The 16,313-nt window shown below is 44.1% G+C and carries 14 protein-coding genes; 11 read left to right on the top strand and 3 right to left on the bottom strand.

Features of this window, described 5'->3' with window-relative positions; translation table 11 throughout:
• Positions 1-62 precede the first annotated feature (62 nt).
• On the top strand, positions 63-593 hold the full coding sequence (locus ACFGVS_RS28760) for a ferritin (protein WP_274209146.1): 531 nt from the start codon (positions 63-65) through the stop codon (positions 591-593).
• Between the two features lie 103 nt (positions 594-696).
• On the opposite strand, the gene ACFGVS_RS28755 is transcribed toward ACFGVS_RS28760, so the two are convergent.
• Together ACFGVS_RS28755 and ACFGVS_RS28750 are read right to left on the bottom strand one after the other, a co-directional pair.
• Positions 697-1,398 carry a L,D-transpeptidase family protein gene (locus tag ACFGVS_RS28755; protein WP_439696577.1) on the bottom strand — a complete coding sequence of 234 codons (702 nt, stop codon included), beginning with the start codon at positions 1,396-1,398 and terminating at the stop codon, positions 697-699.
• 104 nt (positions 1,399-1,502) lie between these two features.
• On the bottom strand, positions 1,503-2,849 hold the full coding sequence (locus ACFGVS_RS28750) for a flavin monoamine oxidase family protein (protein WP_439696576.1): 1,347 nt from the start codon (positions 2,847-2,849) through the stop codon (positions 1,503-1,505).
• A gap of 162 nt (positions 2,850-3,011) precedes the next feature.
• Between ACFGVS_RS28750 and ACFGVS_RS28745 the strand changes: the two genes are divergently transcribed.
• The 8 genes from ACFGVS_RS28745 to ACFGVS_RS28710 all read left to right on the top strand — a co-directional run bounded on the left by ACFGVS_RS28745 (position 3,012) and on the right by ACFGVS_RS28710 (position 11,188).
• Positions 3,012-3,413 (top strand): LiaF transmembrane domain-containing protein, encoded by a 402-nt coding sequence (locus ACFGVS_RS28745; protein ID WP_439696575.1) that lies wholly within the window; start codon positions 3,012-3,014, stop codon positions 3,411-3,413.
• 813 nt (positions 3,414-4,226) lie between these two features.
• Positions 4,227-5,126, top strand: coding sequence for a LiaF transmembrane domain-containing protein (locus ACFGVS_RS28740; protein ID WP_274209150.1), 900 nt, complete (start codon positions 4,227-4,229; stop codon positions 5,124-5,126).
• A 151-nt stretch (positions 5,127-5,277) separates the two neighbouring features.
• Positions 5,278-5,613 (top strand): DUF4288 domain-containing protein, encoded by a 336-nt coding sequence (locus tag ACFGVS_RS28735; RefSeq protein ID WP_439696574.1) that lies wholly within the window; start codon positions 5,278-5,280, stop codon positions 5,611-5,613.
• Between the two features lie 156 nt (positions 5,614-5,769).
• Positions 5,770-6,804: a sensor histidine kinase gene (locus tag ACFGVS_RS28730; RefSeq protein WP_439696573.1), complete on the top strand. Its 1,035-nt coding sequence runs from the start codon at positions 5,770-5,772 to the stop codon at positions 6,802-6,804.
• Complete coding sequence (locus ACFGVS_RS28725; RefSeq protein ID WP_439696572.1) at positions 6,801-7,547, top strand: LytR/AlgR family response regulator transcription factor; 747 nt, start codon at positions 6,801-6,803, stop codon at positions 7,545-7,547. The genes ACFGVS_RS28730 and ACFGVS_RS28725 overlap by 4 nt, the downstream gene beginning before the upstream one ends.
• Positions 7,548-7,881: 334 nt before the next feature.
• Positions 7,882-8,031 (top strand): hypothetical protein, encoded by a 150-nt coding sequence (locus ACFGVS_RS28720; RefSeq protein ID WP_439696571.1) that lies wholly within the window; start codon positions 7,882-7,884, stop codon positions 8,029-8,031.
• A gap of 50 nt (positions 8,032-8,081) precedes the next feature.
• Entirely contained in the window at positions 8,082-8,795 is a 714-nt protein-coding gene (locus ACFGVS_RS28715) for a hypothetical protein (protein WP_439696570.1), read from the top strand.
• A 350-nt stretch (positions 8,796-9,145) separates the two neighbouring features.
• Positions 9,146-11,188, top strand: coding sequence for an AAA family ATPase (locus ACFGVS_RS28710; protein WP_439696569.1), 2,043 nt, complete (start codon positions 9,146-9,148; stop codon positions 11,186-11,188).
• A 119-nt stretch (positions 11,189-11,307) separates the two neighbouring features.
• Here ACFGVS_RS28710 and ACFGVS_RS28705 read toward each other — a convergent pair whose 3' ends face one another.
• Entirely contained in the window at positions 11,308-13,269 is a 1,962-nt protein-coding gene (locus tag ACFGVS_RS28705; protein WP_439696568.1) for a hypothetical protein, read from the bottom strand.
• Positions 13,270-13,840: 571 nt separating this feature from the next.
• Between ACFGVS_RS28705 and ACFGVS_RS28700 the strand changes: the two genes are divergently transcribed.
• On the top strand, positions 13,841-14,299 hold the full coding sequence (locus ACFGVS_RS28700; RefSeq protein WP_439696567.1) for a hypothetical protein: 459 nt from the start codon (positions 13,841-13,843) through the stop codon (positions 14,297-14,299).
• 241 nt (positions 14,300-14,540) lie between these two features.
• Positions 14,541-16,040: a sialate O-acetylesterase gene (locus ACFGVS_RS28695; RefSeq protein ID WP_439696566.1), complete on the top strand. Its 1,500-nt coding sequence runs from the start codon at positions 14,541-14,543 to the stop codon at positions 16,038-16,040.
• The last annotated feature ends 273 nt before the right edge of the window (positions 16,041-16,313 follow it).

The following is a 16,313-nucleotide window of genomic DNA, read 5'->3' as shown; positions in this document are numbered from 1 at the left end:
ATAGCGGTATTATTGTATAACATCCTGCGTAAGCATATAATAACCAATCAATTTAATCCATCATGAAAGACTTACTCCGCATAAAAAGCCTCATTTCTACCGAGATTGAAGTGCTTTTAAACCAACAAGTAAAAAAAGAAGCATACTCTTCGTCTGTATATTTATCAATGGCATCCTGGTGCAACCGTAATGGCTACGATTTTTCGGCCGATTACTTTTTTAAACAAGCCGAAGAAGAAAGAATGCACCAGTTAAAATTCTTTAAATACATCCTTGATATGGGTGGCAATTCTGCATCTCCGGAGGTCACCGGCATTAAACAGGAATATAATTCGTTCCGTGAAGTGTTTGAGGAGGCCCTGGACCAGGAGATTAGCGTTACCAATTCTATCAAAAACATTTATGCCCGCTGCATGAAGGAGCAAGATTTTGTAACCATGGAGTTTTTAAACTGGTTCCTGAAAGAGCAGCGCGAAGAAGAATACAAAGCACGCCGCGCCCTTGAACTGTTTGAAGTTATTGGCGAAGAAGGCACCGGCCGCTGGCAGATTGACAAACATGTTGGCGAAATAAAATATAACAGCGAGGCGTAAAGCCCCACCCCACCCCACCCTACCCTTTCCAAAGGGAGAGAGTTGAAAATCAAGTCCTTTTGCGTATTGCAAGGGGACTTTTTTCTTGGTCTCCAATTAAAACTTAAAACGCATAATTCTTTCCTTTGATGTAGTAGGTAACGGGCATATGCGTTTTTTCAAACTTCTCATATCCGGGCTTAAGTGTTTTCCAGAAAGCCATGTACGGTTGATGACTGTAAAAATCCATGTGCGCGTTATCCATCCTGAATGGGAATATATCCAGGTTGATTTTTTGCTGGCCCGCTTCGAAAGCCTTATAAACAAGGGTATAAATCTCCTCAATCCGCGCATCGGTCATGGCGTAACAACCAATAGATGCGCAGTGCCCATGGATCATAATAGCATCGCCGGTATAGCCCTTTAACTGCTCAACCTTGTTGGGATAGCCCACATTAATGGCCAGGTAATATTTACTTGCCGGGTTTAATTGTTTTGGTTCGATGCTGTAAAAGCCTTCGGGGCTTTTATTATCGCCTTTTTTGGTTTTGGTACCCAGGTTGCCCGAGTAATAACAAATTTCATAAGTTTTGAACAACTGATATTTATTGCCTGCTTTTTTCCAAACTTCCAGCGCGTCCTGGTCTTTAAAAATACGGATATAGATGGGTGCCTCCCCTTTGAAACCCCTATCGTTTAATTCTCTTTGTAATCGGGGCCATACCGTAGCGCGCACATCACTGGCCCGCTTGCTATCCGGCAATTTGGGCCGCGGGTTTACAATAATTAAATAGGAAAACAGCAGGGTCAGGAATAATCTGGACATTGGATAAGGTGCTTATCCGCCAATAACGAAAGATTTAGTTACTATCGTATCCCTAATTGAAAATATTAATACCTGCTGCTTAAAAGTAGAAAGACCAATCTTTTTCAGAATTGCTTAATCCGCTCCGCAGCGCGCAACCCGCTATCCAATGCTGCTTCAACAGTACCCATAGCGGTACCATTATACAAGTATTCGCCGGCGAAGAAAATGGTATCTTCTACAGGTTCAAGTAGAATGGAGCGCGCCTGGCCGGCTTCCACCGTATCATAAGCGTAGGAGCCACGGGCAAATTCATCTGCCGTCCAGTTCACTATGTGGTAGTTACGAAGCTTTTGTTTGAGTTGTTGCTCATCGCGGTTAAAAATATTGACCAATGATTGCAGGCTTTGCTTTAGTATTTCGGTGTTATGCGTATCCGTTTTTTCGGCAGCTTCGGGGCCGCCTATCCAGCCGGTTAGCATATTGGTATGCCGGGGTGCCTGTGTCCACCAGGTGGGGATTTCCTCGGTGCTAAATAAATAGCCCATGTTACTCAGGCTTTTACCGGCCAGCTTTTCGGTTTGCTTGTCTTCCCAAAAAGCCTCATCAAACTCCAGCAGGATTTTTATTACCGCCCCAAAGCCTAAAGCATTGATGGCTTTGGTATGATCCGGAATCTCTGGATTAAAACTGATGGCCCCGGAATCGCCTGCGTTAACCTGCAGAACGCCAAGGGGTAAAGCCACAATTAATTGCTTTGCCGAATGCGTACAGCCAACACTGCTAACCACTTTTACACAATGCTGTTGCCAATAAATTTTCTTTACTACAGCATTCAGGTGTATCTGCCCACCGGCAGCAATTATCTCACCGGCCAAAAAACTTGCCAATTTACCGTAGCCACCTGGTACCCGGTATTGTGCTCCATCGTCTTCAGATTGCCATTCGCGGCGCAGCGAAAACGAGCTTGCTTTTTTGGGGTCGGCGTTATCATATCCGGATACAAACTGGCGTACGGACTCCCTCAAACGCCTGTATTTTTCGCCTTTAAATTCGCGGAGCAGGAAGCAGTTGATGCTCATATCCTGCTCTAAATCACCCAGTTTATTAAGGAAGGCATCCCAATGTTCTACAAAGGTTTCATTCTGCTTAAACTCCCCATCCTCGTACCGCCACATAGATGCGCCGGCGTGCTCGTAGGCAATGCCTGCCTCATCCAATAATGATTTTGTGAGCGGCAAATCGCCGTGGATGAACTCGGCACCCAGTTCAAACGGTTGTTGGCCCGATGCATTTTCGAGCGTGTAAATGCGGCCGCCAATGCGGTCGCGGGCCTCCAGTACGGCAACTTTTTTGCCGGCTTTTGCCAGCGTGCGTGCAGCCATTAAACCCGCCGCACCGGCCCCTATGATCAATATATCAGAATCGTCCATCGCAATATTATGGTAGGCCAATGTAATTATTGTAATCATACAATGCGGCATTTGTTTGTCAAATTTTGCGGCAAAAACGATAGCCCCATTCACCGACAAAATATACTTGCTTACCGGGTTGTTATACCCTGTTCGCCAATATTGGCTTGCTGTGCCTTATATAGCGCAGTACTTTTAGGGTATAATTTAAAACTTACGACGATGAACAACGATATAAACACCCTGAACACCCCAAACAACAGCAAAGTAGCCGCAGGGGCCATTTTATTAGTAGCAGGCAGCCTTTTACTGATAAACCAATTCGATTTATTTTTTATACCCGACTGGCTGTTTAGCTGGCCAATGTGGATGATTGCCTGGGGTACTTACATGGGTGCCAAATACAATTTCAGAAAACCATCATGGATAATTGTTACCTTGATTGGCGTTGCTTTTTTACTCAACGAAAACATCCCCGATGCCGACCGGGTTGTATGGCCGCTGGCTATCATGGCCTTTGGCGCCTGGATGGTAGTTAAACCACGCAAACATACTGAGGAACAAATATTTAACCAACCCAAGCAACCGTTCCATTTTGATAACACAACCGAACCGGGCGTTTAATACATTTTGATTTAATAGTTTTGATTTGAGGGAGGGCCTGTATAGGTTCTCCCTTTTTTGTGAGTGTTCGGTTTTGTGGGGGAATAACGGGGGTGTTCGGGGGTGAACACATATACTGTTGAAATACAGCAAATTAAGTGTTCGGATAAAACAGAATGCAAAAAGCAACATTTTACCAACTAACTGATTTTTAAATACTTAACTACACCCCTCGATTTTGGCCTGCATAAGCCCGAACACTGACAGGATTTTGTCATTACCGCTCACATTTATGTGTTAGGGATAGAAACGGTACCGGCCTTTGCGCGTAAGGCCTGCAGGCGTATGAGTGCATAGCCCGGCACCGCTTCTATCGGCGGGGCAACACCCTCGTCGTTATTCTCCATTTCGCAGGATACATTAAGGAAGCAAAAACCGGCAAAAAAATTCAATTAATGTGCAAAAGATACCAGGTTTTGAGCAAGAAAAATGCATTTTTATACCACATTTTTCAACAACTTGCAAACCACCTGCCAACTACCTGCGGCAACCTTTTAACATACCTGCCGCACATCCTCACACCCCTCCAGCCCCTTTGTTACCCCCCAATTTTCCGGACGTTATTTGCCTGTCCAAAGTTTTCGCAAAAGGAAAATATTTCACTTAACGAAAGGCACTGAATCCTGACCATCGCGTCGTTTAAACACCGGCAAACTTTTTCACCGACAAAACTTCCCCCCTTACCGATTACTTTAAATATATCGCCAGTATTTGTTTGGCACATGTATAATGTTACCTTAGTTTTGGGATATGATTTAAAATGCAACAGAACAAATGAACAACGATATAAATTCTCCGCAAAACCCTAACCGAGGCAAAGCCATGGCCGGGATAATATTGCTTGTTGTAGGAGCAATATTATTACTAAAACAATTTAGCCTTTTCTTTCTCCCGGAGTCATTGGAACTTTGGCCGCTGTGGTTGGTGGCCTGGGGCCTGTATGTAGGCGCCAAACATAATTTTCAAAAATCATCAGGCCCTATGTTGATAGCTATCGGCGTGGTGTTGTTTATCATCAACAACATTCATGATTCCGATCGCATTGTATGGCCCATCGCTATCATAGCCTTTGGTATGTGGCTTATTGTAAGGCGCGGCAAAAGCCATGATCCTGTTACCGGTAAATACAAAACCAAATGGGAAAAAGATTATGCCGACCCTGCCAACTGGGGCAAAAGAACCGAAAAACCTAAGTTCGACTTTGGTAAAATGGAAGACCCGATTGTTGACTACACCGTAAAAGATGGTGGCGAAATACCACCATCAGGCGAACCGGCTGCGGCCGATGCTAACACGCCGCCAAAGGATACACCGCCTTTTGGCCACCATAACGGCGATGATTACCTGGATACCGTTTCCATCTTCGGCGGGGTTAATAAAACCATCCTGAGCAAAAATTTTAAGGGTGGCGACATCGTGAACATCTTCGGCGGGGCCGAGCTCGACTTTACCCAGGCCGATATTGACGGGCGCGTATACCTGGATATTACCCAGATTTTTGGCGGCACCAAAATCATCGTGCCATCCAACTGGCAGGTAGTATCTGACCTGGCCGCGGTATTTGCCAGCGTAGATGATAAACGCATCCGCAGCACGGCGTCAAACGTTAACGGCAAAATACTGGTGCTAAAAGGGGTATCGATATTTGCAGGGGTGGATATCAGGAGTTATTAGACAGCCCCACCCAAACCCTCCCCTGAAGGGGAGGGCTTAAAAAAAACGAAAACATCTTCAAACGAAGGAATATTTACAAACAAAAAAACAACCCAAAAGTCTCCCCCTTCAGGGGGAGATTTAGAGGGGGCTTGGGCTGGAGGCCTTTTTTATGAACTGGTACGTAGCAAAATTAGTTTTCAGGGTAATAAGTGGTGATGGCGACCATCAGGCGCAGTTTGATGAGCAGTTGCGGTTAATCAGCGCCGAAACCGAGCTGAATGCCTTTGAAAAAGCTAACAAGATTGGCCATGCCAACCAGGATAGCTTTAAAAATATTGAGCGCCAAACCGTTAAATGGCAATTTATTGATGTGGCCGAACTTAACCGCATCAGCGAACCCACCGACGGCGCCGAGCTATATTACAACATACACGAAACACCCGACGCCGACCTGTACATCGCCTGGGCGCACCACAAGGCGGCGTTGCTGGGGGTGAGGAATTGAGTCTTAAGTCTTAAGTCTTAAGTCCTAAGTCGAAAGTCCTAAGTTTAAAGTCAAAGCGCTATCTAACTTAAGACTTAAAACTTCCGACTTAGGACTTCCGACTTAGGACTTCGGACTACCTAAAAAAATGAATCAATAACAAAACGACAAAAAAAATTGGCCATACCAAATTTAAAAGCTTCCAGATTATACGGTGCGTTTGTGGGCTGCGGCTTCGGCTGGGCGGCGCTGCAAACGTATATTATCCATAGTTTTGGTTTTTTGTGGTTCACCTCAACTATTGATGGTTTGCTTAGCGCCGTGCTGCTCTCGGGCGCCTGCTGGCTTATCAACAATAACCTGCGCTACTACCAGCCGGGCAAGGGCAGCTATATTAACCTGTTTATATGGGTGGTGGCGCTGGCGGGCATTTGCGCCGCGGGCTGCCGGTACCTGTTGCCGCTGCTTAATACCGATGCCATCTTCGTCAACTTTGTTATCCAATCCCTAACCATCCGCTTTTTTATCAACTTTTTGGCCGTGGGGTGGATGGCCATGATCAGCTTGTTGTGGTACTCGCAGCTTGACCAGCGCGAAACCATGAAACGCAAAACCGAGGCCGAGCAGTTGGCCCGCGATGCCGAACTGTACAACCTGCGCCAGCAACTGCAGCCACACTTTTTGTTCAACAGCCTTAACTCCATCAACGCGCTCATCGGCTTTAAACCCGACCTCGCCCGTACCATGATTCACCAGCTGTCCGACTTTTTGCGCGGCACCCTTAAAAAGGACGATCAGCAACAGGTGCCCCTCAGCGACGAACTGGCCCACCTGAATTTATACCTGGATATTGAAAAGGTACGCTTTGGCCACCGCCTGCAAACCGAGATTAGTTGCGACCCGCGCTGCGGCGCCGCCCTGCTGCCCTCTATGCTGCTGCAGCCATTGGTTGAGAATGCCATCAAATTTGGCTTGTACGATACCACCGGCGAGGTTACCGTGAGCATCCGCGGCGAAATGGAAGATCATTACCTGGTGGTGATGGTGCAAAACCCATACGATCCGCAAACCAGCCGACCAAAAAAAGGTACCGGTTTTGGCTTGCGCGGGGTGCAGCGCCGTTTATATTTGTTATTTGCCCGTAACGACCTGATGGAAACTTACGCAAATGATAATATATTTACAACCATAATAAAAGTACCACAAGTATGAAGCGCGCCCTGATTATTGACGACGAGCCATTAGCCCGCATGGTTGTAATGGAATACCTGCAAAATTTTAAAGATATTGAGCTGATACAGGAATGTAATGACGGCTTTGAAGGCCTGAAAGCCATACAACAGCACCAGCCCGACCTGATATTTTTAGACGTGCAGATGCCCAAGATCAACGGTTTTGAAATGCTGGAACTGGTAGAAAACCCGCCCGCCGTTATCTTCACCACCGCTTTTGACGAGTACGCCATTAAAGCCTTTGAGGCGCACGCGGTCGATTACCTCATGAAACCCTTCAGCAAGGAGCGCTTTAACAAGGCTGTCGAAAAATTCCTGGCCACCGCCCCCGAAAAACACGCCACCAAACATACCGAAGAACTGCTGGATGCCGTTGCCGCCCATTCGCCCGCCCAAAACGAGCGCATTGTGGTAAAAACCGGCACCAAAGTAAAAATAATCCCCGTTGCCGACGTCGAATACCTGATGGCCGACGACGACTACGTATCCGTCATCACCAAAGAAGGCTCGTACCTCAAGAACAAAACCATGAGCTTCTTCGAGCAAACCCTCGACCCGCGGCAATTCGTCCGCGTGCACCGCTCGTATATTATCGCCATTACACAGATAACCAGGATAGATCCGTATGAAAAGGACGCGCATTTGGCCATCCTGAAATCGGGCGCCAAAATCCCGGTGAGTAAAACGGGGTATGTGAAGTTGAAGCAGGTGTTGGGCATATAAACACGATTTTCAGGATTTTGCAGGATTGACAGGATTTTGATTGGCATGGCCAATATCTTCTCGCAAAAAACGATTGTCATTTCGATAGAGCAAGGGAAGGCCAGGCGCGGGAGAGCGAAAGAGAAATCTTGTACGCCATGCATCTAAACCATGCTAAGCGAAATATGCATCGCCGCCATCCCCTCTCCCACCATCCAAAGCAAAGCCCCGTGCGATTCCTTCCTTGGGGAAGGGAAGGTAGGGGTTTAATGAACTATGAAGGTATGGGATATTGCGTTGATAGATTTTTAATTATGGCGAATTTACCACAATTAAAAAGGGAAGGTAGGGGTTTATGAACTATGAAGGTAACGCAAATAATCATGGCGTAACCCCGCTGATAGAAGCGGGGTCGGGCTATTCGCTTATACTGCACAAGGCATTAGGCGCGGGGCCGGTATTCGCTGCTATCCCTTACGCAGGGGATAAAAACTACATACTATAGTTTCAACTGTCCACTAATACTGGTAAATTGGCAAATCATATAAACCTTACATGAGCAAAGCCTACCTTGTCTTACTGGTCGTCCTGCTATTTGGATGCAACACCAAACCCAAACAGACGGCTGTCCCGCCCCCACCTCCAAAACCCGGATGGAAAACCATCAACCTGCATGATTTTGTAATTGATGTTCCCGATTACTTTACCCTCAAATTTGAAAAGGGCATTGATTCCCAACCCGGCTCATTAAAGGGAAAGGATTTTGACCTCTCTTTTGACTATGGCTGGTATTGCGATACGCTGGTAATGAGTGAGCCGGAATATATACGGCAGGGATGGTGGAAAGAAGAAGCAATTATAAGGTTTGTAAACTCCACCTTACATCCCAACATTGACGACAGGGAAACCCAGGTAACCCAAATAAGACCATGCAATAAAAGCGACAGCGCATTTGCCCGCGGCTGCGATTTTATAGCATCATGCACTTACAAACAAGACAAGTTTAACCTGCCAATTTTTATCCCGCAGGAGGTTAAAAACCACACTGTAATATTAGATACCATACAGCGCCATTACCGCCGTTTGGTAATACCCAAAAAAGGAACCAAAGGAATAACAGGCATCTATATGCGCAAACAGGAAGCCCATATGTTTTCGGGGATAAGCGCGAACGCTATTGTGATGGCTGCCCGGAATCTAACAGATGCTCAGCAGGCTTTGGCGAAGGAGATATTTTTGACGTTGAGGCCGAAGGTGAAGGGTAAATAATTAGGGTGTAATCCTGTTGGGCCGGTCCATGCACTTATACTGCTTCAAGTATTAAAATACGGTCGGCATTCACTGCGTCCTGAGGACAGATTTGAATTTTGTCTATAAAATGAACGCAAAAGCACTGTTCCTTTACTAAACCAACCGGACACCCGGCTATATTTCCCTTAGGCGGGGTCGATAATGGAATGATACGGAGAAAACACCGCCCACAAGCTGAGAGCATTAATATAGATGGATGCTGCATTATAATATGACGATTTTTGTTGGTAAAAACACCAATAAAGGCGGACTGCCTAACCTGCCGTTTTTTAGAATGTTTTTCCGAGATTTAACAAAAATCAAAACCGATGAACAACCTGCGGCTTATTGCGAAAACCAATGAATTTTATAAAGACAGGCTGCCTATAGTTTTTTTAAATGATGTAAAGGATATCAATATTATTATTGGCGCGAACAATACGAGAAAAAGTCGTTTTTTAAGGCTGGTTATTTCGCAGAAAAACAAGGCTGTCTTCAACTTAAATCATGACCTGAATAAGGCTTATTTTGAAAGTCTGCACCTTTTTGATGACGCAATTACGGTAATGGGCAAGGACCTCATTGAAAACATAATACAGGTACAGATATTGGCCAGCAGCCAGGATGATGAACAATACACACATATCAAATCGTATTTCGACTCAAACAGCCAAACCTCCTTCAACAAAATCAGGAATGACATCAATAAGATTTATGAGAATTTATTGGAAATTGACTCACCGACACACTTCAGCCATCAAAAGACGGAGTTCAGGCGGTTATATTTCGTGGTAAAAGCTATTGAAGACATTTATGCCGCGTTATCCGAGCGGGATTACATTAGTGTCAACCAGAACCAGTTTACCGGTACTATGTTGCGTTATTTGACCTATATCACGCCATCACAACAACATGGTTATGCCTTGGCTAATGGCCCATTGAAGTTTAGCACATTGACAAAAGTCAGGAAAAACCTGGAAATGTTGATCGACATGAATTACCAGGCCTGCAATGAACCGATCATTCTTATTCCGGTTTTGCGCACGTCAAGAACGCTAAGCAAAAACGGTGATGATATTTTTGAAACCGCGATCCTCCAGCAGCATTTTCCGACTAAACCGGAAAAATTACAAATCCACACCGGTTTAAAGCTTTACCGAAAAATAAGCCTCGCAAGGAATGGTACGCGTCAGCAAAGCCGCGACTTCCGGGAGTTTGAAAAATTCATCGGAAACGTCTTTTTTAGGTCCCCAGACATACACATCGTCGCCCACCAGAGTGACGAACCAGACAAGCAGGTCATTCACGTGACCCTGCCCCAAGAAATGGAGGACATCCCAATACATGACCTTGGTGATGGGGTCCAGGCAGTGATCAACTTGCTGTTCCCGGTATTTACGGCTGAAGAAGGTTCTTGGATATTTATTGACGAACCGGAAAATCACCTGCACCCCGGTTACCAAAATGTATTCATGAGTGCGATCATGGGTAACGAGTCCATTAAAAAAAAGAGGCTACGTTTTTTTATCAATACTCATTCCAACCATATCCTTTCCGGCGCCATGTTGGGTGCACTGGATGCCGAGGTTTTCGTATTTTCCCGCAAAGATTCGGCCTCCTCCGAAATCAACTCTTTTAACGGCAACGAGCTTAATACGCTGGAAGCGCTCGGTGTTCTAAACACTTCCGTATTGATCAGCAACTGCACCGTATGGGTGGAAGGCGTTACAGACCGACATTACCTACAAGCCTTCTTGTATGCCTATTGTCAGCAAAACACCGCGTTTATACCTGTTGAGGGTCTGCATTATTCCTTTGTAGAGTACGGCGGCAAAAACTTGACGCATTATAACTTTGATCACAAAAAACAGGCGGACGCGGCAGTAGATAAAAACAAGATCGAAGCCTATTTTATCAATTCAAACGTTTTCCTCCTGGCCGATTCCGATTTCGACGAGCATAAATACCAAAAATATGATGCCATTCAGCGTAAAAACTTTGTATTCTGCAAAACTGAACTCCCCGAAATTGAAAACCTGATCCCGGATAAACTCGTCATGGCCTATCTTATTGAAAAACTCCGTTGTAACCTGGAGGATGTTACCGCCTGCTTCAGCAAACCCGACCGCGCGGTCAAGCTGGGCAGCTTCTTAAAAGATAAAATCCATAAGGGTAAAAACCTTAGGGACTTCGAAGGTGGCGGCGGTACACTGGCTCCTAGATATAAGAAGGGTCTCGCGGATTTCGTGCATACCATGATTATGGAACGGAAATATACATGGGAGGACTTGGCCGCATCTCCGAAGTTGGTTCAAATTGTGCAATGTTTGCACCAATTTATTGACCAAAAAAACCCGATCCCGCGCGCATAAAAAGGAGGAAAATATAAAGCAATTACGGGATTATAATTAAGAGTTCGATTCTCGTCGGGACCACAAAAGGGGGAAGCATTTTAGTTGCTTCCCCCTTTCTATTTGATTAAATCGATGATTTATGCTTTATCAATGAGCATATTTAAATATTTATCAAGCAAGGCTTCTTGGTCTTTAGTGGACTTACCTTTAAGCTTATTCGAAATCTTCTCTTTTAATTTTTTATCTTTTGTTAAGGTTTTTAACTTGTCTTCTATTTTAGCTATAGGTTTTAGTCCGGTTAAAATGGCAATTTCATCTTTTTGTGAGATAAATGGTTCATATAGCTTATTATATGCTCTTCCAACTGCGCCTTGAAACATTATAAGTTCCGGGTTTTGAACATCCTTCATTCCACTCTTTAGAGTGTGGGTAGTTGCTATTCCTGGGTATGGATCGATATAAAAGATCTCACTAATGCCAAGTTGATAAGCTTTTTTTGAACAAAGCTCACAGGGACTTGCTGTTGTGTAAAGTTTTCCACCTTTAATGCCTCCGCCTCCAAATTTTGTTATCTGCATCATTGCATTTTCCTCAGCGTGTAAGGATCTAGTGTGCACTTGGTTTTTTTCTCCTTCAAAGGCATTGTGAAAATCTCTAAAGCAATATGTACAATTTCTTCCATCTAAGCTTGATAAGTCTGCACTTTGAAGTTCTGCATTAGCCTTGTCTCTAAATTTTATCTTATCATCATAGTTGCCTCCCGTTTTCTCAAAATCTGAGAACATAAACTCATTTTGATTACTTAAAAGATGTCTTAGATCTCTTAGTCCGCAAGGTACTTGGTTTTCGGGAACATCATTCCAACCTATCGCCTTTATGGAGTAATTTTCATCTGTAACAACTGCGCCAACTTGCCTCGAAATACAACCTGAATTGGATTTGGCGTTATATGCAACCTGCATAAAATGCTCGTTTGTGGAAGGTGTAATTATTCCAGGTTTTTTTATCAAACATATAAGCTTAATTATCTGGTTGTTGAGAGGAATATATTTTTTTTCTATTTTTTCGCTTTCAATATAAATATGATAATCGCATTTTTGAATACAGTTTTCAATATCAGGACTAAAAAAGCGACCTTCTTTAAAGTCATTTGTTTTAAATTCAGCATCATCAAGAGCCATAAGTTTCAACTTCCCATCCTCAGTCTTTGAGCCATACATATCATTCGCTGCGCCAATACTCAAAACCCTATCTTTTTCACTTTTATTACTGGCAACCATGTAAAATGCAGAAAATTTTTCTTTGAAATACATAATCTCTAAAGAGTTTTTTAAGGAGTCAATAACGAACCGTGTTGGTTCATCACTCATTAATCGCCAAGCTTTTATTATTCTATTTATTGTTTCGGCAATTGTATTGATGTATTCCAAGCCATTAGGCATTTCCTTGGTTTCAACTGTGCCATTAGCCCTAAGACTTTGAGCAATATCGTGCGTGAATCTTGTTCTCTTGATCATACTTTGATCGTTTAAAACTTTGTAGAATTTTTCACAGAAAAACAAAAATGCACTTTCGAAATAGAGCTTGTATATTTTGGGTTTATCCTTAAGGTTTTCGTTAATTGATTTACTATAATCAAAAGCTGATTGGAATTCTTGCAGAAACTCCTCCTCATTTTTTAGAAAAGTAGGCAACAAATCCTCTATAAAGGATTCATCTTCAACTTTATCGAACCTATTAGTAAGTTTTGCGTTGATGCTATTTCCATTTTGGCATAAAAAATTGATTATCTTGATTATCCCATGGTCAATAGTTACATCTTTCAGACTTTCAAATAGCAGGTGAAGTATAAGAATGTTCTTGTAATTTATTACTTGGAACTTTACCCAATTTCCAGGATAGGTGAGAAAATCGTAACATATATTATGCTTTAAATCTTCTAATGAACTCTCCTTTGTAATTGTTGTTTTTTTAACATCATCCATAAAATCAGGATTACAGAGGTGTTTGGCAATTTGAGTACAGCCTGAACCGAGCCTTCCGGTTAGGCCGATAATGGTAAAGTCATTTCTTAGTGAATAAAATTTAGTAAGTTTCATGATTAGGTTTATATATTAGTCAAGTTTATGGAAAATATGTAATATAAAGAATTAATTAGTAGTTCCCGTTGATCTATAAATAGGATTGAAAGCAAACGTTACAATCCCACCCCTTTGGCGCAAGTCTTGTGAGGCTGCCTGCGGGTTGATGACTTGTGACTTATTTTACGACACGTATCCGTGAAGCACAGGTCACCCATCGCTCAAAGCACCATGCACAAGACCTGCGCTAAAATGAAAACACGAACCACAAGCTAAATATTCCGTCCCCGCGGGGTCTCTCAAAGAGAACCCTGCGGTTGTACAAGCCCGTCGTGAACCCCAAAGCCGCGTTTATAGGAGATGATAGGCCCTCAGGGTCCTCTTCGAGAGACCCCGAGGGGACAGAAGGTCAACCGGACGTAGTGCAGTGATAATATCTACCATGCGTTAAATTAAGCTTGTATTTTACATATGCTTTAGTTGCAAATCTATATAGTAACGGGCTTCCGTAAGGCCAACAGGAAGTGGTGCGATGATAACATCTACCATGAGTTAAATTAAATTTCTTATTTTTAACCAAAACCTTGTCATGAAAAAAATTTACGCGTTACTATTTATTACACTTCTTGGTTTAAGCCTTTACTCCTGTAAAAAAGATTCCTCAGAACAAAACACAAACAAAATTATTGGAGAATGGAGAGTTGATTACCGCGTTTTTGAATTTTACGGAGGTGCCAAACTTATGGATACCTACACTAAAAAATACGATATGACTAACCCGGAATATGTAATTTTAAACGAGGATGGAACTGGCAGTTTTAAAGCATCAGGAGAGGTTAATACTAAATTTAACTATACAATCTCAGACGCCGCAATTAACGGTACCAACGCATCTCAACTTTCCAACAGCAAATGGTATCCATTAAATGATTTTAAATATCCGATTATTACATCAAAGGCTAATGAATTGTTTTATTGGACAGAAGGTCCTGTAGCCAGCCCCAGTTCTTACGATAAATATATTACCCGTGTTCATATGGTGAAGTAATAATCTGACGAGACGAATATCAGGTTTAGCTTCTGGCCTGTGTCACCACCGCACCAGCCAAAGCTTGTATTTTACATATGCTTTAGTTGCAAATCTGCATAATTCCGGGCTTTCGTAAGGACAACCGGAAGTGGTGCGGTGATAACACTGACCACAGGCTAAATCACCACCCCAATATTCGGCTAATTTTTTATTTTAGCTACTGCTAAAAACGTTGATTTTACCCCGTATTAAAATTTGAATGAAGGGCCTGAAGTATATTAAATTTATCCGGGTTTGCTTGTGGCTTTTTATGCTCGTGCTGGCAGCCTGTAGTAAAAAAACGGCTATTGACCCTCAAGAGCCGGTCGCCCCGGGCGTATTCTCATTAGGTTCGCCCCTGCAAACCAATATGGTAGTGCAGCGCGACAAGCCCTTCGTTATTTGGGGCAATGGCGGGCCAAAAGTTAAAATAACGGTAAATGTTAGTTGGAACCTTTCCACGTTTAACACCGTTAGCGATGATGCAGGCGGTTGGATGGTAACCGTTCCGGCAAGCCCGGCCAATTCAAATCCGCAAAGTATATTGGCAAAACCTGCGGGGGGCGAGGCGATAACGCTAACCAACGTATTAATTGGGGATGTGTGGATATGTTCGGGCCAGTCGAACATGGTGATGCCGCTGTCGCCAATTTCGCCCTTTACCGGGGTGCTTGATTATGAAACCGAAATTGCCGCTGCAAATTACCCGCTTATCCGTACCTTAACCCTACAAAGTGATAACGAAGCCCTGCCCGTTACCAGCTTTACTGCGCCCGCTGCCTGGGCAGTTTGTTCGCCCGCAAATGCGGGCAGTATAAGCGCCGTAGCTTATTTTTTCGGTCGCAAAATACATACCGCATTAAATGTGCCGGTAGGCATTATTGTTTCTGCCTATAACGGTTCGTACGGTCAGGATTGGGCCAACGCCAGCGCCATAGCCGGCGACCCGACATTACAAAAGCTATACGGATCAGGTTCTTCCGGCCTTTATAATGGCATGATAAACCCCTTAACCCGGTTGGCCATAAAAGGCTTCAACTGGTACCAGGGCGAAAATAACCAACACGACAGCCCCGAAAATTACACCCGCCTTAGCATCGCTTTAATTAAAGGCTGGCGCGCCAAGTTTAATGACAATACTTTACCTTTTTACCTGGTGCAGCTTACACCTTTCGCAGAAGATTACAATACCAGCACACCGCCGGGGGGCGACAAAACACTAAATTATCTTGCAAAATTCAGGGAGGGGCAGGAAAATACACTCAGCCTTGCAGGCACCGGTATGGCCGTAACTATGGACGTTGGCGAAGAGAACAACCATCACCCCCGTAATAAAAAGCCCGTAGGCGAACGCCTGGCGCTGCTGGCGTTAAATAATACTTACGGCAAGTTTGTTGAATGTTATGGCCCCCATTATTCTTCGTGGCAGGCCAACGACAGCACGGTTACAATACATTTTAAACATGGTACTGCCAACGGGCTTACAACCGCTGGCGGCCAGCCCTTAAAGCAATTCTTTTTTGTGGCCGGAACCGATAGTGTTTTCAGGCAAGGCACGGCAGTTATTAGGGGCAGCGACATTATTGTAACCGCACCTGCAGCTACGCCAAGGCCAATTCAGGCTGTTAGGTATGCCTTTACAAATGCCCCGGTAACCAATCTCCAAAACTCCGCGGGGCTCCCCGCCATACCCTTTAGAACCGACAGCTGGAGCAACTAAAGCATATGCCTGCGATTGTAACTACCCTACAATGCGTATTTAGAATGGAACAATTCAACATTAGGGTTTCACAGGACAATTGTATCAAAGTATACCGCATCGTCCAATAAACAAAGTGACCGGTGCGGGTTCGAGGTGTATCTCAATGAAACACTGATGGCCGTATTTGAGTTGAAAGCGAATATATTCACTTTATGAAAAAGTGTTCCGTCCCCGCGGGATCTCTCGGAGAGGACCCAGCGGCTGCACAGCGCAAGTCGTAATTTCCAAAGC

Source organism: Mucilaginibacter sediminis, from assembly GCF_051903035.1.
Taxonomy (GTDB): Bacteria; Bacteroidota; Bacteroidia; order Sphingobacteriales; family Sphingobacteriaceae; genus Mucilaginibacter.
This window is presented reverse-complemented; position numbering and strand designations above follow the sequence as displayed.

What these genes read in the sequence shown, in the direction of transcription:
- ACFGVS_RS28760 (WP_274209146.1), top strand. Translation starts at nt 63, where the DNA reads ATGAAAGACTTACTCCGCATAAAAAGCCTCATTTCTACCGAGATTGAA.
- ACFGVS_RS28755 (WP_439696577.1), bottom strand. Translation starts at nt 1,398, where the DNA reads ATGTCCAGATTATTCCTGACCCTGCTGTTTTCCTATTTAATTATTGTA.
- ACFGVS_RS28750 (WP_439696576.1), bottom strand. Translation starts at nt 2,849, where the DNA reads ATGATTACAATAATTACATTGGCCTACCATAATATTGCGATGGACGAT.
- ACFGVS_RS28745 (WP_439696575.1), top strand. Translation starts at nt 3,012, where the DNA reads ATGAACAACGATATAAACACCCTGAACACCCCAAACAACAGCAAAGTA.
- ACFGVS_RS28740 (WP_274209150.1), top strand. Translation starts at nt 4,227, where the DNA reads ATGAACAACGATATAAATTCTCCGCAAAACCCTAACCGAGGCAAAGCC.
- ACFGVS_RS28735 (WP_439696574.1), top strand. Translation starts at nt 5,278, where the DNA reads ATGAACTGGTACGTAGCAAAATTAGTTTTCAGGGTAATAAGTGGTGAT.
- ACFGVS_RS28725 (WP_439696572.1), top strand. Translation starts at nt 6,801, where the DNA reads ATGAAGCGCGCCCTGATTATTGACGACGAGCCATTAGCCCGCATGGTT.
- ACFGVS_RS28720 (WP_439696571.1), top strand. Translation starts at nt 7,882, where the DNA reads ATGAACTATGAAGGTAACGCAAATAATCATGGCGTAACCCCGCTGATA.
- ACFGVS_RS28715 (WP_439696570.1), top strand. Translation starts at nt 8,082, where the DNA reads ATGAGCAAAGCCTACCTTGTCTTACTGGTCGTCCTGCTATTTGGATGC.
- ACFGVS_RS28710 (WP_439696569.1), top strand. Translation starts at nt 9,146, where the DNA reads ATGAACAACCTGCGGCTTATTGCGAAAACCAATGAATTTTATAAAGAC.
- ACFGVS_RS28705 (WP_439696568.1), bottom strand. Translation starts at nt 13,269, where the DNA reads ATGAAACTTACTAAATTTTATTCACTAAGAAATGACTTTACCATTATC.
- ACFGVS_RS28700 (WP_439696567.1), top strand. Translation starts at nt 13,841, where the DNA reads ATGAAAAAAATTTACGCGTTACTATTTATTACACTTCTTGGTTTAAGC.
- ACFGVS_RS28695 (WP_439696566.1), top strand. Translation starts at nt 14,541, where the DNA reads ATGAAGGGCCTGAAGTATATTAAATTTATCCGGGTTTGCTTGTGGCTT.